This window comes from Agrococcus sp. Marseille-P2731, from assembly GCF_900117395.1.
In the GTDB taxonomy this organism is placed as follows: Bacteria; Actinomycetota; Actinomycetes; order Actinomycetales; family Microbacteriaceae; genus Agrococcus.
Map to the genome: position 1 here is coordinate 578,698 of NZ_FPEG01000001.1, position 19,157 is coordinate 597,854.

A 19,157-nucleotide genomic window follows, 5' to 3' on the forward strand; every position below is an offset into this window, starting at 1 on the left:
CGGGAGGCTGGAGGATGGGCCCGGGGCGGTCAGCGGATCGGGGCAGCGGAGTCGAGTGCCGGCCGCAGGATGCCGCGCAGCCTCGTGCGCGCCCGCGAGAGGTGGGTGCGCGCCGTGGACGCGCGCATGCCGAGATGCGCGGCGGCCTGCTCGATGGAGAAGCCGTCCCAGTGCACGAGCGAGACGAGCTCGCGCTGACGCTCCGGCAGGGTGCGCACCGCCAGCTGCACCTCGTCGCGCAGCGCCTGCAGGTCGTCACCCGGATGCGCTGCCGCGGCGGTGCGGATGCTGTCCCGCAGTCGCGTCGTCACCGCATCCGTCCTCGTGGCACGCCGGAAGTGGCCGCGCAGCAGGTTGCGCGCGATGCCGAACGCCCACATGCGTGCCTGCTCGGGGTCGGCGGGGATCCGCTCCGGGTGCTCGGCGAGGGTCGCGAAGACATCGCCGAGGAGGTCGGCGGCATCCTCGGGCTCACGCGTGCGGCGTGCGAGATAGCCGAGCAGATCGCCCGCCGCCGTCTCGACGAGCGTCTCGAGCTGCGAGGCTGCGGTCATGGCCGGAGGCAGCCGACGGTGACGACCAGCCGCGCAGACTCGCTGTCGCCGTAGCCCGCGGCGATGACGGCGTCGGTGATGCTGTCGGTCCACGCGCTGCTCTCGACATCGAGCGTCGCCATGTCGTCGGCGAGCAGCTCGGCGCTGGGCAGGCCGAGCACCAGGTCGCGGACCGCCTCGAACTCGGTCTGGTCGTACTCCAGCGGCTCGACGGGCATGCGGTCGCCACCCAGCAGCGTGTCGTGCGAGAAGCCGGAGCCACGGAACTCCTGGTCCGTGCCGGCGCGGTAGGTCACGCCACCCATCTCTGGCATGACGCGCTGCCACCCCCCGACGGGATCCTCCACCGTCTGCACCGTGGTGGTCGGCAGCACCCAGATCGAGCCGTCGCACCGCTGGAGCTCTGCGTCGGCGTCGGTGTACTCGAAGGCGACGACGGCGGTCGGATCCGGTGAGCTCGGAGTGCCGAGCACGATGGTGGTCGCGACGGCAGCTCCCGCAGTGAGGCCCAGCGCGGCGATGCTGCCGAGCACGAGCGGCCTGGACGGTCGGCGCCTGCGGCGTGGCGTCTGCCCGACGGCCGTCCCACGGGCCAGCGCTGATGCGTCGGCGGTGAGCTGCGCGATCCGGGGTAGGGGAGCGGCGTCGCGGAGCAGCTCGTCGAGCTGGTCGTGCTGGTCGGGGCGGTGGTCGTCTCGCATGGTGTCCTCCATCGTGGTCCTCACCATGCACATGGCGCGAAGCCGCGGATCCGTCTACACCGCACCTCCACTGCCCGTTGCACCTCGAGGTGGCGACCCCGCACCGACGTCCGCGACCTCGACCGCGATGCGCGACGGCGAGCTCCCGGACTCGTGCGCATGCGCGGCACGCGCTCGACCTCCGGAAGCTCGCCGCCTCGACGAGACGGGGTCGCTACTTCGCGACGCCCGGGTGCGTCATCGAGAGCAGGTCGAGCGCCTTGTCCATGTCGGCCTCGCTCAGCTCACCGCGCTCCACGTAGCCGAGGTCGATGACGGCCTCGCGCACCGTGATGCCCTGCTTGACCGAGTGCTTGGCGATCTTCGCGGCCGCCTCGTAGCCGATCAGGCGGTTGAGGGGCGTGACGATCGAGGGGCTCATGCCGGCGAGCGCCGCAGCGCGCTCGACGTTGGCCTCGAGCCCGGCGACCGTCTTGTCGGCGAGCACGCGCGAGGCGTTCGAGAGCAGGCGGATCGACTCGAGCAGGGCCGTGCCCATCACCGGGATCTGCACGTTGAGCTCGAAGGAGCCAGAGGCGCCGGCCCACGCGACCGTCGCATCGTTGCCGATGACGCGCGAGGCGACCATGAGCACGGCCTCCGGCACCACCGGGTTGACCTTGCCGGGCATGATCGACGAGCCCGGCTGCAGGTCGGGGATCGCGATCTCGCCCAGGCCCGTGTTGGGGCCGGAGCCCATCCAGCGCAGGTCGTTGTTGATCTTCGTGAGCGACACCGCGATGGTGCGCAGCGCACCGGACGCCTCGACGAGGCCGTCGCGGTTGGCCTGCGCCTCGAAGTGGTTGCGCGCCTCGGTGATCGGCAGCCCGCTCGAGGCGGCGATCTCGGCGATGACCCGCTCGGGGAAGCCGAGCGGCGTGTTGATGCCGGTGCCGACGGCCGTGCCGCCCTGCGGCACCTCGGCGACGCGGGGGAGCGCGGCCTCGATGCGCTCGATGCCGTAGCGGATCTGCGCGGCATAGCCGCCGAACTCCTGGCCGAGCGTGACGGGCGTGGCGTCCATCAGGTGCGTGCGGCCGGGCTTGACGGCGTCGGCCCAGAGGCTCGCCTTCTCCTCGAGCGCGCCCGCGAGGTGCGCGAGCGCGGGGATCGCCTGCTCGATGAGGGCGCCGGTGACGGCGATGTGCACCGAGGTGGGGAAGACGTCGTTCGACGACTGCGAGGCGTTCACGTGATCGTTGGGGTGGACCGCCTCGCCGCGGTGCTTGGTCGCGAGCGTCGCGAGCACCTCGTTCATGTTCATGTTCGACGAGGTGCCGGAGCCGGTCTGGTAGGTGTCGACCGGGAACTGGTCGTGGTGGGCGCCGCCGATGATCTCGTCGGCCGCGGCGACGATCGCGTCGGCGACCGATGCCTCGAGGATGCCGAGGTCGCGGTTCGCGATCGCTGCCGCGCGCTTGATGCGCGCGAGCGCCACGATCTGGGCGGGCTCGAGACCCGAGCCCGAGATGGGGAAGTTCTCGACGGCTCGCTGCGTCTGCGCGGCGTACAGCGCGTGCTTGGGGACGCGCACCTCGCCCATCGTGTCGTGCTCGATCCGGTAGTCGACGTCGTTCACTGCGCTGTGCCTCTCGTTGGCGGTATCGGTCGTGTCTGGCGGTCTAGTCGCCGGCGGGCTCGCCCGCGTCGAGCGCAGCGGTCACCGCTTCGGCGAAGTGCTGCAGCTCGGCGTCGTCGGCGGTGCCGGCGACGATGACGGTGGATGCGCCGTGCTCGGTCGTGAGCACGAACTCGAGGTTGCCGGGGTCCTCCGTCTCGCGCTGGTCGTGCTCGACCCAGGTGGTGCCCCCGATCACGCGCTCGCCGGTCGGCACCGCATCCTCGATCGTGGTGACGAGCCAGGTCGGGTTCGCGTCGACCGCCTGCTGGAAGGACAGGAACTGCTGCTCGGGCGTCACGTAGCCGGCGTACCAGCTGAAGACCTGATCGGTGCCCGTGCGGATCTCGGCCGCGTTCGACGCCCAGCCCTCGTCGAGCTGCGGCACGATGAGGGGCTCGTCGGTGGTGACCTGCGCCGCGGCGGCTGCGGCCGCGACGTCGATCGGCTCGCGCGCGGGCAGGCCTGGACGGACGACCACGAGCACCATCACGAGCACGATGCCCAGGCTGACGGCGACGCCGGCGAGCAGGTTGATGAAGCTGCGGTTCTCGCGGTGACGGCGCGAGGTCTCCGCCTTGCGGGCAGCGGTCTCCTCCGGCGTCTCCGGTCGCCCGAGCTCTGCGACGACGCGCGGCTCCTTGCGGCTCATGCCTCGTCGGCCTCCGCAGGCGCGGACCCTGCTGCCGCGCTGCTGCGAGCGGCGTCGAGCCGCTGCTTCGCGCCCTGCAGCCACTGCTCGCAGCGGTCGGCGAGCGCGTTGCCGCGCTCCCACAGCGCGAGCGACTCCTCGAGCGTCGCACCGCCCGACTCGAGGGCGGTCACGACGCGCACCAGCTCGTCGCGCGCGGCCTCGTAGGAGAGCGCTGCGACGTCGCTGTTCTCGGGGGTGCTCACCCCGCCAGCCTACCGCTCGCACCCGACATGCGAGACGGCGTCCCGGGGCTGTGCGACGATTGCGGTTTGCGCATCCACCCACCGTCAGGAGCTCTCGTGCCCGCCTCGCCAGCCGCATCCACGATGGCTGAGATCACCGACCTCATCCGCCTCGACACCACCAGCCGCGAGTCGAACCTCGCCCTCGTCGACCACGTCGTCGAGCGGCTGCGCGCCGTCGGCGTCGAGCCGGTGCTGGTGCCGAACGCGGAGGGCACGAAGGCCAACGTGCTCGCGACCTTCCCCGCCGCCGACGGCTCGGTCGAAGGCGGGATCGTGCTCTCGGCGCACACCGATGTGGTGCCGGTCGACGGCCAGCGGTGGAGCAGCGAGCCCTTCGAGCCCACCGAGCGCGACGGCAGGCTCTACGCGCGCGGCAGCGCCGACATGAAGTCGTTCCTCGGCGTGCTGCTGGCGAAGGCCCCGGCCCTTGCCGAGGCGCAGCTCGCCGAGCCCGTGCACCTCGCGCTCTCCTACGACGAGGAGGTCGGATGCGTCGGCGCCGTCGACCTCGTCGACGAGATCGTGCGGCGAGGGCTGCGACCGCGCGGCTGCGTCGTCGGCGAGCCGACGAGCATGCGGATCGTGCGCGGGCACAAGTCGATGAACGTCTTCCGCGCCGAGGTGCGGGGCGTCGCGATCCACTCCTCGCTCGCTCCGCACGGCGTCAACGCCATCCGCTTCGCGACCGAGCTCGTGCGCTTCGTCGAGGGCGTCGCCGACGAGATGCGCGAGCAGGGTCCCTTCGACGAGGGCTACCTCGTGCCGTACACGACCGTCAGCGTCAACCGCATCGACGGTGGCATCGCCATCAACACCGTGCCCGCCGAGTGCACGGTGCACTTCGAGTTCCGGGGCCTGACGAGCATCGACCACGCCGCCCTCTCCGCGCGCTTCGCCGATGAGTGCCGCCGCATCGAGGCCGCCATGCGCGAGCTGGACGACTCGTGCCGGGTCGAGCTGGCGGTCACCGCCTCGGCCCCCGGCGTGGACACGCCCGCCGACGCCCAGATCGTCGCGCTCGCCGCCGAGTGGGGCGGCGAGCCCAGCGACGCCAAGGTCACCTACGGCACCGAGGCGGGGCTGTTCGCCGAGGCCGGGATCCCCACCGTCGTGTGCGGCCCTGGCGACATCGCCCAGGCGCACGGCCCCGACGAGTTCGTCGAGCTCGAGCAGATCGCGCAGTGCGAGACCTTCGTCGACCGGCTCATCGACGGCCTCCGCGCCGCCTGACCACCACGTCCCATCCAGGAGCACCCATGACCACCACCGCGCCCCAGGCCACGCCCGAACGGCTCGCCGCCGCCCGCAAGGCGGTGATCTCCAGCTCGATCGGCGCCGCCCTCGAGTGGTTCGACATCATCGTCTACGCCTCGTTCGCGGTGGTCATCACCGAGGTGTTCTTCCCCGACGCCGGCGCCTACGGCCTCATCTACACCTTCGCGACCTTCGCGACGACCTACCTCATCCGCCCCCTCGGCGGCATGGTGCTCGGCAGCTTCGCCGACCGCAAGGGCCGCAAGAACGCGCTCACCATCACGCTGCTGCTCATGATGGTGGGCACGCTCCTGATGGCCATCGCGCCCACCTACGCGATGGTCGGCGTCTGGGGCGGCGTGGTCATCCTGCTCTCGCGCCTCATCCAGGGCTTCTCCGCCGGCGGCGAGTTCGGCACGGCGACGACCTTCCTGATCGAGACCGCGCCGCACAAGAAGATGTTCTACGCCTCGTGGCAGATCGCCGCGCAGGGCGCCTCGATGCTGCTCGCGTCGGGCTTCGGCTTCGCGCTCAACACCTGGCTGTCGGAGGAGGACCTCTACTCCTGGGGCTGGCGCGTGCCGTTCTTCGTCGGCCTGCTGATCGGCCCGGTCGGCCTCTACATCCGCGCGCGCCTCGCAGAGCCCGAGGAGCTCGGCGCGACCGAGCGCACGAAGTCGCCGCTCGGCTCGCTGCTGCGCGAGCACCTCGGCCGGGTGCTCGCCGGCTCTGCCGTCATCGGCGTCGCGACGATCTCGGTCTACATGATCCTCTACATGCCCACCTTCGCGGTCTCGAACCTGGGCATCCCGCCGACCGCCGCCTACCTCGGCGGCGTCGTGGCGGGCACGATCACGGTCTTCGGCTCGCCCTTCGTCGGGCACCTGGCCGACCGCTTCGGCCCCGCGCGCATCATGACCTACGCCGCGGTCGCGGCGCTCGTGCTCGCGTGGCCGATCTTCCAGATCATCGTGACGCTGCGCAGCGTGCCGGCGCTCATCATCGCGATCGCGCTGCTCGGCGCCATCATGACGTGCTACTTCGCGCCGCTGCCCGGCCTGCTGTCGAACATGTTCCCGAAGGAGGTGCGCGGCACCGGCCTCTCTGTCGCGTACAACGTCGGCGTCACCCTGCTCGGCGGCATCGCGCCGCTCGTGCTGACGTGGCTGCTGACGGTGACCGGATCGCTCAACGCGCCGAGCATCTACTACATGGCGATCGCCGTGCTCTCGCTCGTCGGCCTGTACTTCGTGCGCAAGCGCTACAGCCAGCGCTGATCGCTCGCGCGACCCCGGGCTGTGGCTCGGGGTCGCGTCGCGGTCAGTGCTCCGGATGCGCGGCGCGCACGTCCGCGTCCAGGGTGCCGGAGGCGAGGGTCACCAGCAGCGCGTCGCCCGCCGTGACGGCCGCCGCGTCGCGCGCGACCGAGCCGGAGGCCGTCTGCACGACGGCGTAGCCGCGGTCGAGCGTCGCCTGCGGGCTGAGCGCCCGGAGCGTCTGGCGCAGGTGGTCGAGCCGCTGGCCGTGCAGCTCGACGCTGCGGGCTGCCAGCTCGTCGCTGCGCGCGGTCAGCCGCGCGAGGTCCTGCCAGAGCGACTCGAGCATCGTGCCGGGGCGAGCGAGCGCTGGCCGGGATCGGAAGGACTCCAGCCGCTCCGCCTCGCGGTGCACGTGCTGCGTGGCCCTGGCGCGCAGCTGCGCCCGCGCCTGCGTGATCCGGTTGAGCTCCTCCGCGACGTCGGGCACGATGCGCTTCGCCGCATCCGTCGGCGTCGACGCGCGCAGGTCGGCGACCTCGTCGAGCAGCGGGCGGTCGGCCTCGTGGCCGATCGCCGAGACGATCGGCGTGGTGGCGGCGGCGACCGCGCGCACGAGCGCCTCGTCGCTGAAGCCGAGCAGGTTCTGGAAGTCGCCGCCGCCGCGCGCGATGACGATGACGTCGACCTCGGGGTCTGCCTCGAGCCGCGCGAGCGCCGCGAGCACGGTCGGCACCGTCTGGTCGCCCTGCACGGCGGCGTGCTCGACGCGGAACTCGACCCCTGGCCAGCGCAGCTGGGCGTTGCGGAGCACATCCTTCTCGGCGTCGGAGTCGCGTCCGGTGATGAGGCCGATGCGGTTCGGCAGGAACGGCAGCGGCCGCTTGCGCGAGGCGTCGAAGAGGCCCTCCTGCGCGAGGCTGCGTCGCAGCGCCTCGAGGCGGGCGAGCAGCTCGCCGAGGCCGACGTGGCGGATCTGGGCGGCGACCATCGAGAGGGTGCCGCCGCGCGGCCAGTAGTCGGGCTTCACGAGCAGCACCGCGCGGTCGCCCTGGGCGAAGTCGCCCTCGATGCGGCTGAGCGTCGAGCTCCAGACGTTGAACGAGATGGTGGCGTCGGCCGAGACGTCCTTGAGCTTGCCAAACACGTTGCCCCGCGAGTTCGACCACTGGGTGATCTCGCCCTCGACCCAGAGGTGGCCGAGGCGCCCGATGTAGCTCTTGAGCTCTGCGCCGAGGCGCTCGACGCTCCACGGCTCGTCGGGGGTGCCGGTGATGCGCTCCGCCATCGTGCTCCTCTGGTGTGCCGGTCTGTTCGCCCTTGGCGACCGCGGGGGTCGCGGGCTGGCTCCAACGGTAGACTGGGCCGGTGACGATCACGAACGGAAGGGTGCCGCTGGACATGCCGCGGCCTGCGCTCCGGAGGGGTCGGCTCCAGGATCTCCCGGTCGGCGGCGAGAAGCGGATCCTGCTCGCGACCCCGCGCGGCTACTGCGCGGGCGTCGACCGCGCGGTGCTCGCCGTCGAGAAGGCGCTCGAGCAGTACGAGGGCCCGATCTACGTGCGCAAGGAGATCGTGCACAACAAGCACGTCGTCTCGCAGCTGACCGAGCAGGGCGCGATCTTCGTCGACGAGGTCGACCAGGTGCCCGAGGGCGAGCGCGTGATCTTCAGCGCCCACGGCGTCAGCCCCGCGGTCGTGCAGGGCGCCGCGGATCGCGGCCTGGACGCGATCGATGCGACGTGCCCGCTCGTGACGAAGGTGCACCGCGAGGCCGTGCGCTTCGCGCGCGACGACTACGAGATCCTGCTCGTCGGCCACGAGGGCCACGAGGAGGTCGAGGGCACCGCCGGGCACGCCCCCGATCGCGTCACGATCGTGAACAACCCGGACGAGGCCGACACCGTGCAGGTGCAGAACCCCGACCGGCTCGTCTGGCTCAGCCAGACGACGCTCTCGGTCGACGAGACGATGGAGACCGTGCGCCGACTGCGCGTGCGCTTCCCCAACCTGCAGGACCCGCCGAGCGACGACATCTGCTACGCCACCCAGAACCGCCAGGTCGCCATCAAGAAGGTGGCGGCGGATGCGGATCTCGTCATCGTCGTCGGCAGCGCGAACTCGTCGAACTCGGTGCGGCTCGTCGAGGTGGCGCTGGAGTACGGCGCGAAGGCCGCGTACCGCGTCGACTACTCGAGCGAGATCCAGCAGGAGTGGCTCGAGGGCGTGCACTCGATCGGCGTGACGAGCGGCGCGAGCGTGCCGGAGGGCCTGGTGCACGAGGTGCTGCAGGAGCTCGACGACGCCGGCTACCGCGACATCGCCGAGATCCGCACGGCCGAGGAGGACCTCATCTTCTCCCTGCCCAAGGAGCTGCGCCCGACCCGCAGGCGCTGATCCTGGTGGCGCTCAGGCGCCGTGGCTACGATCGGCCCCATGACTGACGCACAGCCCCAGAACGAGCAGGCCCCGACCGAGCAGGACGACCAGTGGGCCGACCAGATGGCCGACGGCGAGGACTTCGACGAGTCGATGGGCGACTCGACCGATGAGGACCGCGTGCTGGCCACCGACCAGCTCGACGAGATCGGCAGCGACGACGCCCCGGAGGGCGCGGAGGGCCGAGACGAGGAGTGGGAGGGGGACGACCCCGCCGACATCCCCGACGAGCACGGCGGCACGCAGGCGGGCGTCGACACCGACGACAACGGCGTCGACGACACCGTGATGCCCGAGGGCACCGACCGCATCATCGACGCGGGCGACTGGGAGTAGCGCACCTCCGCCGGACGAGGAGCGAGACGGAGGACGGGCACCCCGAGGGGTGCCCGTCCTCCGTCTGCTGCCGGTGCTACTTGCTGGACCAGCCGGCCGAGCCGAGCTGCTGCGTGGCCGAGGCGACGCGGGCGGCCATGGCCGTCTCCGCCGCCTTGCCCCACGCGCGCGGGTCGTAGACCTTCTTGTTGCCGACCTCGCCGTCGAGCTTCAGCACGCCCTCGTAGCCGCCGAACATGCTGCCGGCGACCGAGCGGGTGTAGGCGTACTGCGTGTCGGTGTCGATGTTCATCTTGATGACGCCGCTGCGCACCGCCTCGGCGATCTCCTCGTCGGTCGAGCCGGAGCCGCCGTGGAAGACGAGGTCGAGCGGCTTCGCCTCGGTGCCGTACTTCTCGGCGATGCCCGCCTGGATCTGCCCGAGCAGCTCTGGGCGCAGCTTGACGTTGCCGGGCTTGTACACGCCGTGCACGTTGCCGAAGGTGAGCGCTGCCATGTAGCGGCCCTGGTCGCCCATGCCGAGCGCCTCGACCGTCGCGATGGCGTCGTCGAGGGTCGTGTAGAGCTGGTCGTTGATCTCGTGGCTGACGCCGTCCTCCTCGCCGCCGACGACGCCGATCTCGACCTCGAGGATCTGCTGCAGGGCGTGCGTGCGGGGGAGGATCTGCTTCGCGATCTCGAGGTTCTCCTCGAGCGGCACGGCCGAGCCATCCCACATGTGCGACTGGAAGAGCGGGGCGCGGCCGGCCCTGACCTCCTCCTCGCTCGCCTCGAGCAGCGGGAAGACGAAGCCGTCGAGGGCGTCCTTCGGGCAGTGGTCGGTGTGGAGCGCGACCTTGATTGGGTAGGCCTTCGCGACCTCGGTGGCGAAGCGGGCGAAGGCGACGGCGCCTCCCGCGCGGTTCTTGACGCTCTGGCCGGCGAAGAAGTCGGCACCGCCCGTCGTCACCTGGATGATGCCGTCGGAGCCGGTGTCGGCGAGCCCCTGCAGCACCGCGTTGATCGTCGACGACGACGAGACGTTGATGGCGGGGTAGGCGAAGGCGTTCTTCTTCGCCTTGTCGAGCATCTCTGCGTACTCTTCTGGCGTTGCGACGGGCATGGCACAGCTCCTGTCTCGTCCGGGGTGCGGACCGCAGATCGCGGCCGCGCGGGTCGTGGTCAGTCTAGGTCGGCGCACGTGCGGGCGCGCGCGTACGTCGCACCTCCCCGCCTCGTGCGCGTCCGCTGCCATCGGTGCCCTCCAGCATCCACTGGTACTTCGCAGCATCCCGCGGCGCCTCTTGCCGTCGATCGGCGCCTTCCGCGCTCGAGTGGCGCCTCCCGCACCTGAATGGCGCCTTCCGCGCTTGAGTGGCGCCTTCCGCGTCTGAGTGGCGCCTTCCGCGCTTGAGTGGCGGCTTCCGCGTCTGATCGGCGCCTTCTGCGCCTGAGTGGCGCCTTCCGCGCTTGAGTGGCGGCTTCCGCGTCTGATTGGCGCCTTCCGCGCTTGAGTGGAGGCTTCCGCGTCTGATCGGCGCCTTCCGCATCTGACTGGCGCTTTCTGCGCTCGAGGCGCGCCTTCCGCGCTCGAGTGGCGCGTCGACGCCTTCCGGCCCGACCCGAGCGGACCCAGTGGATGCTGGGAGGCGCCACTCGAGCGCGGGAGGCGCCAGTGGACGCTGAGAGGCGCCACTCGATCGCGGGAGGCGCCACTCGAGCGCGGGAGGCGCCACTCGATCGCGAGGGGCGCCAATGGATGCTGGGAGGCGCCAATGGATGCCGGGAGACGCGGCTGCGGCGGCGGGGCCCCCACGGGTGGCGCCGGGGTGACAGTCAACCCAACTTCCTATAGGATTTCGGCGACGCCTGCGCCACCGCGGGCATCCGAAGCGAGGAGAGCGCGATGACGCGACTGTTCAATGATCCCAGCAGGTTCGCCGACGAGATGATCGAGGGCTTCGTCGCCGCTGCAGGCCGCTGGGTGCAGGCCGCCCCGGGCGGCGTCGTCCGATCCACCCAGGCGGACGAGGCCACGGTCGCCCTCGTGATCGGCGGAGGCAGCGGCCACTACCCGGCCTTCGGCGGCCTGGTCGGCCCGGGCCTCGCGCACGGCGCCGCCATGGGCAACCTCTTCGCCTCGCCCTCGTCGCAGCAGGTCTACTCGATCGCGAAGGCCGCCGACCAGGGCAAGGGCGTGCTGCTGAGCTACGGCAACTACGCCGGCGACGTCCTCCACTTCGACCAGGCGCAGGAGAAGCTGCGCGCCGAGGGCATCGATGTGCGCACCGTCACGGTCACCGACGACATCTGGAGCGCGCCGCAGGAAGAGCTGCACAAGCGCCGCGGCATCGCCGGCGACCTCTCCGTCTTCAAGGTGGCCGGTGCCGCCGCTGCCGCCGGCTACGACCTCGACGGCGTCGAGCGCGTCGCGCAGCTCGCCAACGCCCGCACCCGCTCGTTCGGCGTCGCCTTCTCGGGCTGCACGCTGCCGGGCGCGAGCGAGCCGCTGTTCACCGTGCCGGAGGGCAAGATGGCGGTGGGCCTGGGCATCCACGGCGAGCCCGGCATCGACGAGGTCGACGTGCCGACGGCCGACGAGCTCGCAGCGATGTTCATCGACAAGCTGCTCGAGGAGGTGCCCGAGGGCGTCTCGCTCGAGGGCGCTCGGGTCGTGCCGCTGCTCAACGGCCTCGGCAACCTGAAGTACGAGGAGATGTTCGTCGTCTTCCGCCGCATCGCCCAGCTGCTCGACGAGCGCGGCATCGCGATCGTCGAGCCCGAGGTGGGCGAGCTCTGCACGAGCTTCGACATGTCGGGCGTCTCGCTCACGCTCCTGTGGCTCGACGAGGAGCTCGAGACGCTGTGGGCTGCGCCCGCCGACAGCTCCGGCTTCACCAAGGGCTCCGTCGCCCCGCAGCGCGCCGCCGACGCGGTCGTGACGACCGAGGCCGACACCGCGATCCCGGAGGCGAGCGACGACTCGCGCGCCGCCGCAGCGCTCGTGGATGCGGCGCTGACCGCTGTCGCCGCCACCCTCGACGAGGCGGCCGACGAGCTCGGGCACATGGATTCGATCGCCGGCGACGGCGACCACGGCATCGGCATGCAGCGCGGCTCCCGCGCGGGCGCCGCCGCCGCGACGACCGCGGCGCAGGCCGGTGCCGGTGCGCAGACCACGCTCGAGCGAGCGGCGGATGCGTGGAGCGACCGAGCCGGCGGCACGAGCGGCGCGCTGTGGGGCGAGATGCTCCGCACGCTGGGCGAGCGCCTGGGCGACACCGAGCCCGTGACGGCCGGGGCCGTCGCCGAGGGCGTCGCTGCGGCGAAGGACGCCGTCATGGCCTTCGGCAAGGCCAAGGTCGGCGACAAGACCATGGTCGACGCCATCGTGCCCTTCGCCGACGAGCTCGCGCGCCGCGTCAGCGCCGGCGAGGGGGTGCGCCAGGCATGGGCCGCCGCCGCCGCGCTCAGCCAGACCGCGGCGCAGTCGACCGCCGACCTCGCCGCGACGCTCGGCCGCGCCCGCTCGCACGGCGACAAGTCGATCGGCACGCCCGACCCGGGCGCGATCTCCTTCGCGCTCATCACCAAGACCATCCACGACGTCCTCACGACATCCAAGGAGCAGTGACCATGGGCATCCGCCTCATCATCGGCAGCGACAAGGCCGGCTTCGACTACAAGCAGATCCTCAAGCGCGACATGGAGGCGAACGAGCTCGTCGACTCCGTGGTCGACGTGGGCGTCGACGACGCCGAGGGCACCACCTCCTACCCCAAGATCGCCATCGAGGCCGCCGAGCGCGTCGCTCGCGGCGAGGCCGACCGCGCGCTGCTCCTCTGCGGCACGGGCATCGGCGTCGCGATCGCGGCCAACAAGGTCGCCGGCATCCGGGCCACCGTCGCGCACGACTCGTTCTCGGTCGAGCGCTCGGTGCTCTCGAACGACTGCCAGGTCCTCACGATGGGCCAGCGCGTCGTCGGCATCGAGCTCGCGCGCCGCCTGGCGGGGGAGTGGCTGACCTACACCTTCGACCCGTCGAGCCACTCGCAGGCGAACGTGGACGACATCTGCGCCTACGAGGGCTGAGACGTGCTGATCGGCTCGAGCCTGAAGATGTACTTCGGGCGCGCCCGCACGCTCGAGTGGACGCGGGCCGTCGCCGCGATCTGCGCCGAGCACCCGGCCGTGCGGCGGGGGCTGGTCGAGCCGTTCGTGATCCCGAGCTTCCCGTCGATCCCCGATGTCGTCCCGATCGCGACGGATGCGGGGATGCTGGTGGGCGCGCAGGACCTGCACTGGGAGGACACCGGGGCGTTCACCGGAGAGGTCTCGGCCGCCGAGCTCGCCGAGCACGGCGTGGCGCTCGCAGAGATCGGTCACGCCGAGCGGCGGCGGATGTTCGGCGAGACCGACGAGACGGTGGCGCGGAAGGTCGCTGCGGCGCTGCGGCACGGCCTCGCGCCGGTGCTCTGCATCGGCGAGGAGGCGCGCGGCGACCACGACGCGGCCGCGGCCGCGTGCGTCGCGCAGCTCGGCGCATCCCTCGCCATCGCCCGCGACGAGGGGCTCGGCGGACGGCTGATCGTTGCCTACGAGCCCGTCTGGGCGATCGGCGCGCCGGAGCCGGCGGACGACGAGCACATCCGCGCGATCGGGCAGGCGCTGCGGGCGCACGCCGCCAGCCTGCCCTTCGATGTGCAGGTGATCTATGGCGGCAGTGCGGGCCCTGGCCTGCTGCCGCGCATCGCCGACTCCGTGGACGGCATGTTCCTCGGTCGCTTCGCGCACGATCCCGCCGCCTTCGCGGCGATCCTCGACGAGGCGCTGGCGCTGGAGGCGCAGCGATGAGCGCGGCGGTTCCGAGCGGCTCGGGCACAGCCGCCCTCGACCAGGACGGCATCGGCTCGCTGCGCGTGAGCGAGATCGAGCGCCGCGGGCTGCGCGACCGCGTCTACGACCGCATCCTCGAGCTGCTGCTCGAGGGGCGCGTCGAGCCGGGCTCGCGGCTGTCGATCGACATGCTCGCGAAGCAGCTCGACGTCTCGCCGACGCCCGTGCGCGAGGCGATGGTGCAGCTGGAGCGCACCGGCCTCGTCACCCGCGAGGCGCTCAAGGGCTACCGCGTCGCGCCGCCGCTGGACGCGCAGCAGCTCGATGAGCTCTTCGACGCGCGCCTGATGCTCGAGCTCGAGGCGACTCGCCTCGCGCTGCCGCGCGCCGCCGAGCTGCTGCCGCGGCTGCGCGCGGCGCACGAGCTGCACGAGGAGCGCGCCGGGCGCGTGATCGAGACGCTGCGCGGCGAGCCGAGCCTGCGGGTCACGCAGGAGTACTTCGCGGCCGACGCAGCCTTCCACCGCGCCATCTTCGGCGGCACGGGCAACCGCTACCTCGTCGCGATGCACGATGACCTGGGGGCCATGACGCACCGGCTGCGGCAGGCTGTGATCCGCGGCGCGAACGACGTGCGCGAGGCCCACGCCGAGCACCAGGCGGTGCTCGATGCCTTCGAGGCGGGCGACGCGGACGCGGCGATCGCCGCGATGCGCGCGCACATCGAGGGCGTGCGCGCTCGCTCGGTGGGGGAGGAGTCCACCTCGGGCTGAGGCCACCCCGCGCCGGGGCGATCCGGCGCATCCAGCGCCGATCCGGCGCGCCCGCATCCGTGCTTGCGCGGAGCGGGACCGGCGACTACATTTCCTATAGGATCTTCGATCAGGGCACTCGGCCCGACGATTGCAATGGAGCAGACGACATGGCAGTGCAGCCCGCATTCACCGCAGAGACCTGGCCCATCGCCACGTGCCTGCACGGCATCCCCGCCGTCTCGAAGGACGGCGTGGCCCTCCACGACGCAGATCCCCAGGTGTGGGACGACGCCTTCGCCCAGGTGGCCGACGTGGGCTTCGACCTCGCCGAGCTGCCCGACAGCCACATCCGCCCCGCCGACCTCGAGGCGAGCCGCAAGGACGAGCTGTTCTCGGTCCTCGAGCGGCACGGCGTGCGCCTGCCCTCCGTGCACCTGCAGCGCCAGAGCGTGATCATGCCGGGCCACGAGGAGCGCAACCTCGAGTACGCCCACCGCACGATCGACGCCGCCGCCGAGTGGGGCATGGAGGTCTTCTCGACCGGCCTGCACCAGCCCTTCAACGAGGCGCAGCGCAAGGCGCTCTGGTTCTGGACGGCGCAGGGCCCGAAGGACCCGGAGGACCCCGAGGTCTGGAGCGCCGCCGTCACGCGCCTGCGCGAGCTCGGGAAGCACGCCGCAGAGGTGGGCCTGAAGATGTCGCTCGAGATGTACGAGGACACCTACCTCGGCACCGCCGACTCGGCCGTGCGCCTGGTCGAGGAGATCGGCCTCGACAACGTGGGCCTCAACCCCGACATCGCCAACCTCATCCGCCTGCACCGCCCGATCGAGGACTGGCGCGAGATGCACGCGAAGACCCTGCCCTACGCGAACTACTGGCACGTGAAGAACTACACGCGCGACGAGTCGGCGGATGGGTCGTGGGCGACGAGCGTGCCCAGCACGATGGAGGGCGGGCTCATCAACTACCGCCAGGTCGTGCGCGATGCGATCGAGCTCGGCTTCGACGGCATCTTCCTCATGGAGCACTACGGCGGCGACAGCCTCGGCAACTGCTCCACCAACCAGCGCTACCTGCGCTCGCTCCTCCCGAAGGGCTGATCATGACCACCATCACGAACATCGCCGTCGTCGGCTCCGGCTACATGGGCGGCGGGATCGCTCAGGTGCTCGCGCTCGCGGGCTATGACGTGCAGATCGCCGACATCAGCGCCGAGATCGCCGAGAGCAACCGCACGCGCCTGCTCGACGAGGCCGCGGCGTTCGTCGCCGACGGGCTCTTCCCCGAGGACGCCGTCGAGCGCATCGAGGCACGCATCACGGCGGCGGAGTCGATCGAGTCGGCCGTCGCCGATGCCGACTTCATCGAGGAGGCCGTCCCCGAGAAGATCGAGATCAAGCACGCGACGCTCGCGCGCATCTCGGCAGCCGCTCGCCCCGACGCGATCATCGGCTCGAACACCTCGACCATCCTGATCGGCACGCTCGCGGAGGCCGTCGAGCACCCCGAGCGGTTCCTCGGCGTGCACTTCTCGAACCCGGCACCCTTCATCCCGGGCGTCGAGCTCATCGGCCACGAGGGCACCGACGACTCGGTCTTCGCGCCCGTCGAGGCGCTCGTCGCGGCCACCGGCAAGGAGACCGCGCGCGTCGGCGACGCCACGGGCTTCGTGCTGAACCGCCTGCAGTACGCGCTCTTCCACGAGGCGACGCAGCTCGTCGAGGAGGGCGTCGCGACGCCCGACGACATCGACACCATCGTGCGCACGACCTTCGGCTTCCGCCTGCCGGTCTTCGGCCCCTTCGCGATCGCCGACATGGCCGGGCTCGACGTCTACTCGTTCTGCTACGCCTCGCTGCAGACCCGTTGGCCCGAGCGCTTCGCAACGCCCGACTCGCTCAAGGAGCTCGTCGACGCCGGCAAGTTCGGCACGAAGTCGGGCGCCGGCTACCTCGACGTGCCCGCCGATCGCACGGCAGAGCTCGTCGCCTACCGCAACAAGGCATACGTCGCCATCAAGCAGCTCATGGACGAGCTCGGCCCGGCCCCCATCCACTGACCCGCATCGCAGACTCGGAGACCCCCATGGCAACCGCCTTCCCCGAAGCCCGGACCGTCGTCCTCACCGGCGCCGCCTCCCCGCGCGGCATCGGCCGCGCATCCGCCCACTACCTGGCCGAGCACGGCTGGAGCGTCGGCATCATCGACCTCGACGCCGATGCGGCCAAGGCCGTCGCCGCCGAGATCGCCGAGCAGCACGGCGTGCAGGCAGCCGGCGCGGGCGCCAACGTCGCCGATGAGGCGCAGGTGCGCGCAGCCTTCGACGAGCTCGAGGCAGCGCTGCCGCAGGTCGTCGCGCTCGTCAACCTCGCCGGCGTCTCGAGCCCCGTGCCCTACCTCGAGGTGACGGCCGAGGAGTGGGACCGCGTCATGAGCATCAACATGAACGGCGTGCACTACGCGACCCGCCGCGCCGTCGAGTCGATGGTGGACCACGGCGTCGGCCGCGTGGTCAACCTCTCCTCCGTCTCCGCCCAGCGCGGCGGCGGCACCTTCTCGAAGACGGTCTACTCGGCGGCGAAGGCCGGCGTCATCGGCTTCTCGCGCTCGGTCGCGCGCGAGCTCGGCCAGCACGGCGTGACGGTCAACGTCGTCTCGCCCGGCCCGATCGACACCGACATCATGGGCGGCACGCTCACCGAGGAGCGCAAGACCGCGATGGCCGCCGACGGCGTGCTGCCGCGCATCGGCACGCCGCGCGACATCGCGGCCGCCATCGCCTACCTGATCTCTGAGGACGCAGGCTTCGTGACGGGGCAGACCCTGAACGTCGACGGCGGCCTCTACATGCACTGACCCATGAGCAGCCAAGGCTCGTGGTCCAGGTCCCGCATCCTCTTCCTCGCACTGGGCATCGTCCTGGTCGGGGTCGGCCTGTGGCTCATCCTCCCCTCCCTGCTCGGCTGACGCCGAGCGCACCCCCTCACCGCACTCAAAGGAGAGTCTCGTGTCCGACAAGACCGTGACCACCGGGTCGACGAGCAACCCCGCTCTCGACTCGGCCATCAAGAAGGCCGCGAAGCATCTCATGCCGATGCTCGTGGTCCTGTACTTCGTCGCGTTCCTCGACCGCACCAACGTCGGCTTCGCCGAGGATGCCCTGCAGATGGACCGCGGGATCTCGGCGGGAGCCTTCGCACTCGGCGCCGGCATCTTCTTCATCGGCTACGCCATCTTCGAGATCCCCTCGAACCTGCTGCTGAAGCGCTTCGGCGCTCGCTTCTGGCTCGCGCGCATCGCGATCACCTGGGGCATCGTCGCCTCCTGCTTCGCGTTCGTGACCGACGACACGTCGTTCATCGTGCTGCGCTTCCTGCTCGGCGTCACCGAGGCCGGCCTCTTCCCGGGCGTCATCCTCTTCCTCTCCGAGTGGTTCCCGAACAAGCACCGCGTGCAGATGTTCGCGATCTTCTACCTCGCGCAGCCCTTCTCGCAGATGCTCGGCGCTCCGCTGTCTGGCGGCCTCATCAGCTTCGGCGAGACGCTGACGCCGTGGGCCGGGTGGCAGGTGATGTTCTTCGTCGAGGGCATGATGGCCGTCGTCGCCGGCATCGCAGCCATTCCTGCTCATCAACGGGCCGCAGGACGCGAAGTGGCTGAACGACGAGGAGAAGCGCGCCCTCATCGACGTCATGGCCAAGGAGGACACCGTCCGCGAGTCGGACGGCCCCACCGGCATCTGGCGCGCGATGGGCAACTGGAAGGTGTGGTACTTCACCGTCATCTACTTCTGCCTCCAGATCGCGGTCTACGGCACGACCTTCTACCTCCCGCAGCAGGTGGCGAACCTGCTCGGCCAGGACGTCGGCTGGCAGGTCGGCCTCGTCGCCGCCATCCCGTGGCTCGTGGGCCTGTTCGCCTGCTACTACTTCGGTCGCGCGGCGAACACGATCGTCCGCCGCCGCAACTGGGGCACGATGTTCTACATCATCACGGGCGTCGCGATCCTCGCCTCGGCGTGGGCGGGCAGCGCTGGGCAGCCGATCCTCGGCATCCTGTTCATCACCATCGCGGTCGCGAGCTTCCTCTCGGTCGGCCCGATCACGTGGTCCTACCCGACGGCGTTCCTCACGGGCACCGCGGCGGCTGCGGGCATCGGCCTCATCAACTCGCTCGGCAACCTCGGCGGCTTCGTCGCGCCGCTGATGCGCACGGGCATCAACGAGGCCGTGCCGACCGACTCGGGAGCATGGGGCGTCGTCTCGCTCGGCGTCTTCGCGTTCCTCGCGGCGATCATGCTGTTCTGCACGAAGTTCTTCAGCTCGAAGGCGGATGCGCTGCTCGAGGCCGAGCAGGACGCCGACGTGGAGACGACGGCACCCGGCCACTGAGCCGGGCAGGCACCGCGAACACAGGCGTGCACCCGCAGGGTGCACCACAGGCCGGAT

At 71.3% G+C, this 19,157-nt stretch carries 18 protein-coding genes and 1 pseudogene; 12 read left to right on the forward strand and 7 right to left on the reverse strand.

The features are described from left to right. Positions 1 to 29: 29 nt before the first annotated feature. The 5 genes from BQ6202_RS02870 to BQ6202_RS02890 all read right to left on the reverse strand — a co-directional run bounded on the left by BQ6202_RS02870 (position 30) and on the right by BQ6202_RS02890 (position 3,809). Positions 30 to 554: an RNA polymerase sigma factor gene (locus BQ6202_RS02870; protein ID WP_072312957.1), complete on the reverse strand. Its 525-nt coding sequence runs from the start codon at positions 552 to 554 to the stop codon at positions 30 to 32. Next, on the reverse strand, positions 551 to 1,255 hold the full coding sequence (locus BQ6202_RS02875; protein WP_143143618.1) for a hypothetical protein: 705 nt from the start codon (positions 1,253 to 1,255) through the stop codon (positions 551 to 553). The genes BQ6202_RS02870 and BQ6202_RS02875 overlap by 4 nt, the downstream gene beginning before the upstream one ends. 214 nt (positions 1,256 to 1,469) lie before the next feature. Then, positions 1,470 to 2,873, reverse strand: coding sequence for a class II fumarate hydratase (locus BQ6202_RS02880; RefSeq protein WP_072312959.1), 1,404 nt, complete (start codon positions 2,871 to 2,873; stop codon positions 1,470 to 1,472). Between the two features lie 43 nt (positions 2,874 to 2,916). Continuing rightward, the gene (locus BQ6202_RS02885) at positions 2,917 to 3,564 is read right to left on the reverse strand and encodes a DUF4245 family protein (protein ID WP_072312960.1); all 648 of its coding nucleotides are present in this window, start codon (positions 3,562 to 3,564) and stop codon (positions 2,917 to 2,919) included. Continuing rightward, complete coding sequence (locus BQ6202_RS02890; protein WP_072312961.1) at positions 3,561 to 3,809, reverse strand: exodeoxyribonuclease VII small subunit; 249 nt, start codon at positions 3,807 to 3,809, stop codon at positions 3,561 to 3,563. The genes BQ6202_RS02885 and BQ6202_RS02890 overlap by 4 nt, the downstream gene beginning before the upstream one ends. Positions 3,810 to 3,905: 96 nt before the next feature. On the opposite strand from BQ6202_RS02890, the gene argE reads away from it, so the two are divergent. Together argE and BQ6202_RS02900 are read left to right on the forward strand one after the other, a co-directional pair. Next, complete coding sequence (argE, locus tag BQ6202_RS02895) at positions 3,906 to 5,081, forward strand: acetylornithine deacetylase (protein ID WP_234946087.1); 1,176 nt, start codon at positions 3,906 to 3,908, stop codon at positions 5,079 to 5,081. A gap of 26 nt (positions 5,082 to 5,107) precedes the next feature. Further along, positions 5,108 to 6,382, forward strand: a complete 1,275-nt coding sequence (locus BQ6202_RS02900) for an MFS transporter (RefSeq protein ID WP_072312962.1) — start codon at positions 5,108 to 5,110, stop codon at positions 6,380 to 6,382. Between the two features lie 43 nt (positions 6,383 to 6,425). Here BQ6202_RS02900 and xseA read toward each other — a convergent pair whose 3' ends face one another. Further along, the gene (xseA, locus tag BQ6202_RS02905; RefSeq protein WP_072312963.1) at positions 6,426 to 7,649 is read right to left on the reverse strand and encodes an exodeoxyribonuclease VII large subunit; all 1,224 of its coding nucleotides are present in this window, start codon (positions 7,647 to 7,649) and stop codon (positions 6,426 to 6,428) included. 113 nt (positions 7,650 to 7,762) lie between these two features. Between xseA and BQ6202_RS02910 the strand changes: the two genes are divergently transcribed. Both BQ6202_RS02910 and BQ6202_RS02915 read left to right on the forward strand, forming a co-directional pair. Then, positions 7,763 to 8,758: a 4-hydroxy-3-methylbut-2-enyl diphosphate reductase gene (locus BQ6202_RS02910; protein WP_072313181.1), complete on the forward strand. Its 996-nt coding sequence runs from the start codon at positions 7,763 to 7,765 to the stop codon at positions 8,756 to 8,758. 39 nt (positions 8,759 to 8,797) lie between these two features. After that, entirely contained in the window at positions 8,798 to 9,136 is a 339-nt protein-coding gene (locus tag BQ6202_RS02915; RefSeq protein ID WP_072312964.1) for a hypothetical protein, read from the forward strand. A gap of 76 nt (positions 9,137 to 9,212) precedes the next feature. On the opposite strand, the gene fbaA is transcribed toward BQ6202_RS02915, so the two are convergent. After that, positions 9,213 to 10,238 (reverse strand): class II fructose-bisphosphate aldolase, encoded by a 1,026-nt coding sequence (gene fbaA, locus BQ6202_RS02920; protein ID WP_072312965.1) that lies wholly within the window; start codon positions 10,236 to 10,238, stop codon positions 9,213 to 9,215. Between the two features lie 783 nt (positions 10,239 to 11,021). On the opposite strand from fbaA, the gene BQ6202_RS02925 reads away from it, so the two are divergent. The 8 genes and pseudogenes from BQ6202_RS02925 (at position 11,022) to BQ6202_RS02960 (ending at position 19,100) form a co-directional block, all read left to right on the forward strand. Further along, a complete protein-coding gene (locus BQ6202_RS02925; protein WP_072312966.1) occupies positions 11,022 to 12,749 on the forward strand; it encodes a dihydroxyacetone kinase family protein in 1,728 nt (575 codons plus the stop codon). A 2-nt stretch (positions 12,750 to 12,751) separates the two neighbouring features. Then, positions 12,752 to 13,207, forward strand: a complete 456-nt coding sequence (locus BQ6202_RS02930) for a ribose-5-phosphate isomerase (RefSeq protein ID WP_072312967.1) — start codon at positions 12,752 to 12,754, stop codon at positions 13,205 to 13,207. A gap of 3 nt (positions 13,208 to 13,210) precedes the next feature. Beyond that, complete coding sequence (locus BQ6202_RS02935; RefSeq protein WP_072312968.1) at positions 13,211 to 13,969, forward strand: triose-phosphate isomerase family protein; 759 nt, start codon at positions 13,211 to 13,213, stop codon at positions 13,967 to 13,969. Further along, a complete protein-coding gene (locus BQ6202_RS02940) occupies positions 13,966 to 14,724 on the forward strand; it encodes a GntR family transcriptional regulator (RefSeq protein WP_083586865.1) in 759 nt (252 codons plus the stop codon). The genes BQ6202_RS02935 and BQ6202_RS02940 overlap by 4 nt, the downstream gene beginning before the upstream one ends. Before the next feature lie 149 nt (positions 14,725 to 14,873). Beyond that, entirely contained in the window at positions 14,874 to 15,809 is a 936-nt protein-coding gene (locus BQ6202_RS02945) for a sugar phosphate isomerase/epimerase family protein (RefSeq protein ID WP_072312969.1), read from the forward strand. A gap of 2 nt (positions 15,810 to 15,811) precedes the next feature. Further along, entirely contained in the window at positions 15,812 to 16,768 is a 957-nt protein-coding gene (locus tag BQ6202_RS02950; RefSeq protein WP_072312970.1) for a 3-hydroxyacyl-CoA dehydrogenase family protein, read from the forward strand. A 26-nt stretch (positions 16,769 to 16,794) separates the two neighbouring features. Beyond that, positions 16,795 to 17,565 (forward strand): SDR family NAD(P)-dependent oxidoreductase, encoded by a 771-nt coding sequence (locus tag BQ6202_RS02955; protein ID WP_072312971.1) that lies wholly within the window; start codon positions 16,795 to 16,797, stop codon positions 17,563 to 17,565. A gap of 151 nt (positions 17,566 to 17,716) precedes the next feature. Further along, positions 17,717 to 19,100 (forward strand): annotated as a pseudogene (locus BQ6202_RS02960) (MFS transporter). Positions 19,101 to 19,157: the final 57 nt, after the last annotated feature.